General features: G+C 42.2%; 3 protein-coding genes. All 3 read left to right on the top strand.

Annotated elements, in window-relative coordinates; all coding sequences use genetic code 11:
- The first annotated feature begins 348 nt into the window (after nt 1-348).
- From QUA99_RS31585 to QUA99_RS31575, 3 genes are read left to right on the top strand one after another with little or no spacing between them, the layout of a single operon-like run.
- Entirely contained in the window at nt 349-7,158 is a 6,810-nt protein-coding gene (locus tag QUA99_RS31585) for an AAA family ATPase (protein ID WP_333245159.1), read from the top strand.
- Nucleotides 7,155-8,534, top strand: coding sequence for a response regulator (locus QUA99_RS31580; RefSeq protein ID WP_333245156.1), 1,380 nt, complete (start codon nt 7,155-7,157; stop codon nt 8,532-8,534). Before QUA99_RS31585 ends, QUA99_RS31580 begins: the two co-directional genes overlap by 4 nt.
- A gap of 32 nt (nt 8,535-8,566) precedes the next feature.
- The gene (locus QUA99_RS31575; RefSeq protein ID WP_333245162.1) at nt 8,567-8,968 is read left to right on the top strand and encodes a hypothetical protein; all 402 of its coding nucleotides are present in this window, start codon (nt 8,567-8,569) and stop codon (nt 8,966-8,968) included.
- Nucleotides 8,969-9,005 lie beyond the last annotated feature (37 nt).

Raw genomic sequence — 9,005 nt, 5'->3', positions numbered from 1 at the left:
ACTTTTTTTGACGCTTCTATTGATTTTAACTATTTTACGCTGATTTGGGGATATTTACAAAACCGGGATGCTCCCTATATCTGTTGTATGTTATCTAGTTTTAATAGACTTTTTGACATCCTGCCAAAGTGCAGACTGAGCCAGATAAGCATACTTATGGATAAGTCCCGCTCTAGTGGAGACAATTTCTAAACAATTAATAAGATGGCTTCAGTATCCAACTAGCGACTAGCGTTCATACACAACGCGGACTGAAAAGTTGAGGCACATTAGAGGTAACGTCGGAATGTTCCTGGTTTGCTAGGTAAACTATAAATATAGTAATCCCAATTTTTAGAGGACTGGAAAATGGATGCAATTACTGACCTGCCGGGGTATCGCATAACAGAACAACTGTATGCAGGATCTCGCACTCTAGTATATCGCGGTGTTCGGGAGAGCGATCGCACTCCAGTCGTCATCAAACTGCTGCGGAACGAATACCCCAGCTTCAGCGAATTGGTGCAATTCCGCAACCAGTACACCATCGCCAAAAATCTACGTCTACCTGGAGTAGTTGAACCCCTCGATTTAGCACCTTACAAAAACGCCTATGCTTTGATAATGGAGGACTTTGGAGGAGTTTCCCTGTCTACTTATCTCCCGGGAGCAACTGATAAAAACCAACCCGATAAATCTCTATCTTTAGAAAACTTTCTCAACCTAGCCAGGGACTTAGCAAATATTCTCCACTCTCTCTACCAAAACCGAGTTATTCATAAAGATATCAAACCCGCCAATATTCTGATTAACCCACATAGCAAACAAATTAAACTCATTGACTTCAGTATTTCTTCCCTGCTGCCGAGAGAAACCCTAGAAATCCAGAACCCCAACACCCTCGAAGGAACCTTAGCTTATCTCTCCCCTGAAAAGACAGGAAGAATGAATCGAGGCATTGACTATCGGAGTGACTTTTATTCCCTGGGTGTGACCTTCTATGAATTGTTGACAACACAGTTACCCTTCGAGTCAGACGACCCAATGGAGTTAGTGCATTGTCATCTAGCTAAACAGCCAATTCCGGTACATCAAATCAACCCAGAAGTTCCCCTAATTTTATCCCAAATTGTTAGTAAACTGATGGCCAAGAATGCGGAAAATCGCTATCAGAGTGCATTAGGACTGAAACACGATTTAGAAATTTGTCTGGCTCAACTACAAAACACTGGTAACATTGAGACGTTTGCATTGGGGACGCGGGATATGACAGACCATTTCCTCATCCCTGAAAAACTCTACGGCAGAGAAAATGAAGTTGAAACCTTATTAGCAGCCTTTGAGCGAGTCAGCAGGGGCAGCACCGAAATGATGCTAGTATCCGGTTACTCCGGCATTGGAAAATCCGCCCTAGTACAAGAAGTTTATAAACCAATTACTAAAGCCAGAGGTTATTTTATCGCCGGAAAATTCGACCAATTTCAAAGAAATATCCCTTACGCGGCGGTTGTCAAAGCCTTTCAATCATTAGTCAAGCAACTCTTAACAGAAAGCGAAAATCAACTCAATACCTGGAAAGAAAAAATATTAGCTGCGGTTGGCGCCAATAGTCAAATCATTGTAGATGTCATTCCGGAAGTAGAATTAATCATTGACCACCAGCCCGCCGTACAAGAATTAGGCGCTGCCGAAGCACAAAACCGCTTTAATTTAGTATTTCAAAAATTCATCCGCGTGTTTTGTTCAGTTGACTATCCCTTAGTCATCTTTCTCGACGATTTACAATGGGCTGATGTCGCTACATTGAAATTGCTACAAGTAATGATAGCAGATGAGCAAACGAACTATCTATTTCTAATTGGTGCTTATCGAGACAACGAAGTCAACCCATCTCATCCTTTAATGATGACTTTGGATGAGCTCCAAAATCAAGGTGCAAGAATCGAGCGAATTACTTTAGCCCCCTTACACCTTCACCAGATAGTTAACTTAATTAGTGATACCGTGCGTCAAGACCAAAACTCAGCCCTCCCCCTAGCAGAGTTAGTGGTCAGTAAAACTCAAGGTAATCCTTTTTTTGTCAATCAGTTTCTCAAAACTCTTTATCAAGAAAACCTGCTGAAATTCAATTTTCAAGAAAGAAACTGGGATTGGAATATTTCAGAAATTGAATCAGTAGGGATTACAGATAACGTCATTGAATTGATGCTGAAAAAATTGAAAAGACTGCCCGAATCAACTCAGCAAGTTTTGCGATTGGCTGCTTGCGTGGGTAATAGTTTTGATTTAAATACTCTTTCAATTATTAATGAGAAATCTTGGGTAGCCACGTTTCAAGAACTATTGCCAGCCATCCAAGAGGGATTAATATTAACTACTTCTGAGTTAGGTGCTACCGAATCAGAAATAATTAACTCAGACTTGGTAATTACTACTTATAAATTTTTGCACGACCGCGTGCAGCAGTCAGGTTACGCTTTGATTGACTCAAAGTTGCAAACAGCAATTCACCTACAAATTGGTCGCCTGTTACTGGCAAATATTTCTCCTGAGCGGCGAGCCGAAAGAATTTTTGAAATTGCCGATCATTTAAATTCGGGTCGGATTTTAATCATTGATGATCGTGAGAAAACTGAACTAGCTATTTTAAATTTAACAGCCGCTCGCAAAGCCAAAGATGCAACGGCTTATGCTGCTGCCAGAGACTACTTAAAAATCGGTCGAGAAATTTTACCGGGCGATATTTGGCAAGAATCCTACGAACTAGCTTTTACCTTTCATAAGGAGCTGGCAGAGGCAGAATATTTAAACGGCAATTTTGAAGAATCAGAAGCTTTAATAGAAGTGGCATTTTCCCGGGCAAAATCTGATATAGAAAAAGCCGAAATATACAACATTTTGATCGTGCAGTACACTCTGCTGAGTAAATATGAAGCAGCAGTTCAATCGGGATTAAAAGCCCTTAGATTGCTGGGCATAGATTTGGCTGAAGATAATTTAAGCGAGGCGGTTAATGCGGGAATGGCGGCCGCTAAAGCCAATTTAGCCAACCAAGAAATTGCTTCATTAATTCATGCCGAAAAAATGAAAGATCCGGTTCAAAAAATGGCCATGAAATTATTGGGAAACATGGGACCGCTAACGTTTTTTTCATCTCAAGAACTGTGGAAGTTGACTGTGATCGAAGCGATTAACCTTTCTCTCAAGTACGGTTTTGTAGCGGGAGGGTCTTACTGCTATTCATGTTATGGAATTATCCTGAATTCAATTTTAGGGGATTACCAATCGGCTTATGAGTTTGGCAGACTCGCTCTGACTCTCAGCGAAAATTCAAATAACTTGTCTCAAAACTGCCAAGATAGTGTGATATTTGCTAATTACTTAAACTGCTGGGTGAGACCGCTCACAACTACGGCGGAAATTAATAATGAAGGTTATAAAGTTGGCTTGCAATCGGGCAATTTGCAATGGACTGGTTATAACCGGATGTTTCAAACTATTACCTATTTCTTCCAGGGCATGAATTTGAATAATCTCTTGGAAGATATTGTCAAGTCGCTCCATTTTTGCGAGCAAACTAAAAATTTATGGGCGATTGATATTATTATTGCTAATAAGTCAGCAATTTTAAATTTGATGGGCGAAGAGGATGATGTTAGCGAAAAACAGCATTTAGAAAATTTCCACAGCCGTAAAAGTATGGCGGCACTGTGCGAGTTTTACGTTTTAAAAGCGCAGACTTTTTATCTTGACGAACAGTATAGTGAGGCGCTAGAAGCATCTGAACGCGCGGCAGGGCTGCTCGATTATTTGATGGGTCATATTTCTAGTGCTCACCATTATTTTTACCGTTGTCTGATTTTAACGGCTCTGTATTCCGAGGTTTCTGAATCGGAGCGAAAAGATTACTGGCAGCAATTAGAAGCTAATCAGAAACAAATCAAAGTTTGGGCGGACAATTGCTCGGAAAGTTTCGCACATAAATTCTCGCTGGTGGCGGCAGAAATGGCGAGAATTTCAGGTCGAGATTTGGAGGCGATGGATTTGTACGATCGCGCGATAGCCCAGGCCAGAGAGGGTGATTTTATTCAGAATGAAGCGCTGGCGGCGTTTCTTGCTGCTAAGTTCTGGTTGGGGAAAGATCGAGAAGAATTTGCCCAAATCTACTTGACTAAAGCTCACTATGGCTACCAATATTGGGGTGCTAAAAGTCAAGTTGAGAGTTTGGAGGAAAAATATCCTCAATTAATCGCGAGAACTTCAGGGAAGACAACTACTCAAAATAAAGTTAATCGCACTACGACGGCGACTACTGGCAATAATTTGGGGGAGACGTTAGATTTAACTACTGTGATGAAAGCTTCCCAAGCGATTTCGGGTGAAATTGTTTTGAGTAGGTTGCTGGAAAGATTGATGAAAATTGCGATCGAAAATGCGGGGGCCCAAAAAGGTTTTTTGATTTTAGAAAAAGCGGGAAACTGGGCGATTGAGGCGGAAGGTTCGGTGCAGGAGGATGAAGTTAGTGTGCTGCGATCGCTTCCTCTCAATGCAACAGCAGCTTCCGGGGGTACTCTTTTGCTGGCAAGTGCGATCGCCAATTATGTGATTCGCACTCAGGAAAATGTGGTGTTAAATAATGCTGCTCAAGAAGGACAATTTACTCGCGATCCTTATATTGCAGCTACTCAACCGAAATCGATTCTTTGCACTCCTCTGCTGCACCAAGGTAAGCTGACTGGCCTTCTTTATTTGGAAAATAATCTGACTGAAGGGGCTTTTACTACAGATAGGCTAGAACTGTTAAAACTTTTATCGGCCCAAATTGCTATTTCTATTGAGAATGCTCAACTTTATGACCAATTAGGGGAATACTCGCGAACCCTGGAACGTAAGGTTATAGAAAGAACGCAAGAATTGGAACAGGAAATGGCTGTCAGAATGCAGACAGAAATAGCCTTGTGCCAGTCTGAGGAAAAATTTTCTAAAGCCTTTCGTTCCAGTCCTAACCCGATCGCGATCGCCCGGTTTGCAGATGGACGCTACATTGAAGTGAACGACAGTTTCCTCAGCACTTTTAATTACTCTCGCGAACAGGTAATTGGTTTTACAGCAATTGAGTTGAATCTTTGGCTTAATTTAGAAGAAGGTGACAGATACAAACAGCTATTGCAAGAATCAGGAGTGGTTCGCAATCAGGAATTTGATTGTCGTACTTCTTCAGGCGAGGTGAGGAAGATGCTGTTATCAGCAGATATTATTGAGCTGGGTGGAGAAGCGTGTATTCTCTTAGTCATTAACGACATTACCGATCGTCAAAGGGTAGAAGAAGCGCTAAAAGAAAGCGAGGCTAAATACCGTGACTTAGTTGAAACATCGCAGGATATGATTTGGTCAGTTGATGTTGAAGGGCGTTATACCTTCGTCAACGCTGCCGTCCAACAGATTTTTGGCTACAGCCCTGAAGAAATGATAGGGCGAAAATTCAGTGAGTTTCAGATACCTGAACAACTTCCCAAAGATAACGAGATATTCCAACGTATGCTGAATGGAGAGTCCGTATTTCAGTATGAAACCATACAATTAGCTAAAGACAGCAGACCTATCAATCTCCGGTTTAATTCACTTGTAGTGCGGGATTCCGAGGGAAATATTCTAGGAATAACTGGCACAGCCAGCGATATTACGGAGGACAAAAAAGCAGAGGCAGCCTTACAACAAGCCAAAGAAGTTGCAGATGCGGCTAACAAGGCTAAAAGCGAATTTTTATCAAAAATGAGTCACGAATTGCGAACTCCCCTCAATGCAATTCTCGGCTTTACCCAAGTGCTGGGACGCGACCCATCCCTTTCTCACATACAGCAGGAACAGATCGCCATCATTAGTCGTTCTGGCGAGCATTTGCTGACGCTGATTAATGACGTACTGGAAATGTCTAAAATCGAGGCAGGTCGGATTACATTAAATCCTACTAGCTTTGACCTGTATCATTTGCTCCATTCTCTTGAAGAAATGCTCAAACTCAAAGCTGATTCTAAAGGTCTAAAGCTCAGTTGGCACATCAATTATAACATTCCTCAGTATGTAAAAACTGACGAAAGCAAATTGCGTCAAGTCTTAATTAATTTGCTAGGAAATGCGATCAAGTTTACTACTAATGGAAGTGTGACACTTCGGGTTGCAGCAATTAGTGCGAAACAAAAGTTCCCAACAGACAAGGAACCACGGACTATTACGTTTGAAGTGGAAGACACGGGTCACGGTATTGCTCCTACTGATGTAGATTCTTTATTTGAGCCTTTTGTACAAACGGACGCGGGTCGGAAATCTCAAGAAGGAACTGGGTTGGGTTTACCCATCAGCCGACAATTCGTACAACTGATGGGAGGAGACATTACCGTCAGCAGTACCTTGAATCGAGGAACAATTTTTAGTTTTGATATCCAAATTAGCTCCCCTGAGATGGCTAAAGTTCAACCTCGACAATCAAGAAGGCGGGTAATTGGTTTAGAACCCAACCAACCCTCATATCGCATCTTGGTGGTTGATGATAAATGGGAGAGCCGTTTGCTATTGGTTAATCTTCTCGAACCGCTTGGCTTGGAGGTGCGCGAAGCAGTAAATGGTCAAGAAGCTATTAGAATCTGGGAAACTTGGAAACCTCACCTAATTTGGATGGATATGCAAATGCCTGTGATAGACGGGTATGAGGCTACCAGACAAATTAAAGCCAAGATTAAAGATGAGGCTACCCCGATTGTTGCGTTGACCGCTAGCGCTTTTGAGGAGGAGCGAGCTATTGTTTTATCATCAGGCTGTGACGATTTTGTGAGCAAGCCTTTTCAAGAAGAAGTTATTTTTGCCAAAATGGCTGAACATTTAGGGGTACAGTATATCTATGAAGATTTACCGAACTTTACATTATTTCAGCTTGAGGGTCAAGACTTGAGTGTAAAAGAAGCGGAAAAAACTGAATTCTTGAGGACGACTTTAGCGGCAATGCCTGCGGAGTGGGTGATACAGTTACATCAAGCAGCTATCGATGCTGATGCAGAGCAGATTTTAAGTTTGGTCGCCGTCATCTCCAAATCCAATACTTCTTTTGCAGAGACTATCGCCGATTGGGCTAACAATTTTAGGTTTGATAAAATCACTAACTTAACTGAAGAAATGATTCCATGAATAGCCAGCAATTAAAATCTGATTGTGCCAATCTTTTAGTGGTTGACGATACCCCAGACAATCTGCGTCTTTTATCCACTATGCTGAGCGACAAAGGGTATAAAGTTCGGGGCGTAATAAACGGGGAAATGGCATTAAAAGCAGCGCGTTCTACCCCACCAGATTTGATTTTGCTCGACATCACTATGCCCCAGATGAATGGCTACGAAGTTTGCCAACATTTAAAAGCTGATGGCAGAACTTCGGGTATTCCAGTTATTTTCTTGAGCGCCCTAGATCGAGTGTTGGATAAAGTCAAAGCATTTGCTGTAGGAGGAGTAGACTACATCACCAAGCCATTTCATTTAGAAGAAGTTTTAGCTCGTGTCGAAAATCAACTAACTATTCAGCGTTTGCAAAAAAAACTGCACGAGCAAAATGCGCGATTGCGGGAGTCCGAAGCTAAAGAGCGGGAAAAATCCCAGCAGCTAGAGCTGGCTCTACAACAGTTACAACATACGCAAGCTCAACTCATCCAAAGCGAGAAAATGTCAAGTTTGGGGAATGTCGTAGCGGGGGTAGCTCACGAAATTAACAATCCGATTAGCTTCATTAAAGGGAACCTCTGCCCCGTAACAGAGTACACTCAAGATTTGCTGAAGCTGGTGCAACTCTACGCAGAAGATTTCCCCAATCCCACAGCCGCTATCCAGGAACAACTTGAGGCAATCGATTTCACTTTTCTCAGGAATGACTTGCCGAAGCTAATTGCTTCTATGAAGATAGGAGCTGACAGAATCGAAGAAATAGTGCACTCGCTGCGGAATTTTTCCAGACTCGATGAAGCTGAGTTAAAAGCGGTGGATATCCATGAAGGACTTGAGAGTACGCTGATGATTTTGCAGCATCGGCTGAAAGATGAAGCAGATCAAACGATAATTAAAGTTGTAAAAGAGTATGAGGCTCTGCCAAAGATAGAATGCTACGCGGGGCAAATGAATCAGGTTTTTATGAACGTCCTGACTAATGCGATTGATGCGTTGCAATCAGAAAAAAGTTGGGCAAACGATGTAGATGATAGCAGCTCAATCCCTACTATTACTATTGGCACGAAGTTACTCTCGAACTGTCAAGTTGGTATTTATATTACTGATAACGGCCCGGGCATAACCGAAGATATTCAACAACGCATATTTGAGCCATTTTTTACAACGAAGGAAGTGGGTCAAGGAAAGGGGCTGGGGTTATCGATTAGCTATGCTATTGTAGTGGACGAGCACGGCGGGCAACTCCGTTGTCTTTCGCTACCCGACGATCGAGGGGCGACATTGGAAATCGAAATTCCGATTCACCACTCTAAAAAACATTTTTATAAAGAAGATTTGGCAGGGTTATAACAACGATGTATTATTGACCGCAATTTAAAAAAATTGCTTTTTACAGCACGGCGATATCGGCTAATAACAATTTAGCTGACCTTTATTATCCTAAATCATCAGCTCTTAATTCGGGCGCTTACTCTTTCCAGATCGCACTTTTATTGCAAGGTGCGCTTTTAGATAAATCATTTTATTCAGATTGCGCTAGCCTCGTGGCGCGGTATGGCTTTGTGGTAGTCGTTCCGAACAATTTGCGCCCTTCGCCCTTCAATCCCACTTCACCCCCTAACTTGGTGTCAGAAACTTCGCAAATTGCGGCGGTTTTGTCCCTAATGGCGATCGAAAACATCCAGCCCAGATCTCCGATTGCGTTTGTTGTCGATACGCAGCGCTTTAGTTTATTAGGTCATTCGGCGTTGCTGATTCATGGTATGAATCACCTTTTCGCTTGATGTTACAAAACTCACCATACTTTGCCTATAGCCATTG

It is taken from the genome of Microcoleus sp. F10-B2 (assembly GCF_036704965.1).
GTDB lineage: Bacteria > Cyanobacteriota > Cyanobacteriia > Cyanobacteriales > Microcoleaceae > Microcoleus.
The sequence above is the reverse complement of the archived record's forward strand: the minus strand, read 5'-3'. Positions and strand labels throughout refer to the sequence as shown.

Coding starts and splice junctions, on each gene's coding strand:
- QUA99_RS31580 (WP_333245156.1), top strand. CDS start 7,155: ATGAATAGCCAGCAATTAAAATCTGATTGTGCCAATCTTTTAGTGGTT.
- QUA99_RS31585 (WP_333245159.1), top strand. CDS start 349: ATGGATGCAATTACTGACCTGCCGGGGTATCGCATAACAGAACAACTG.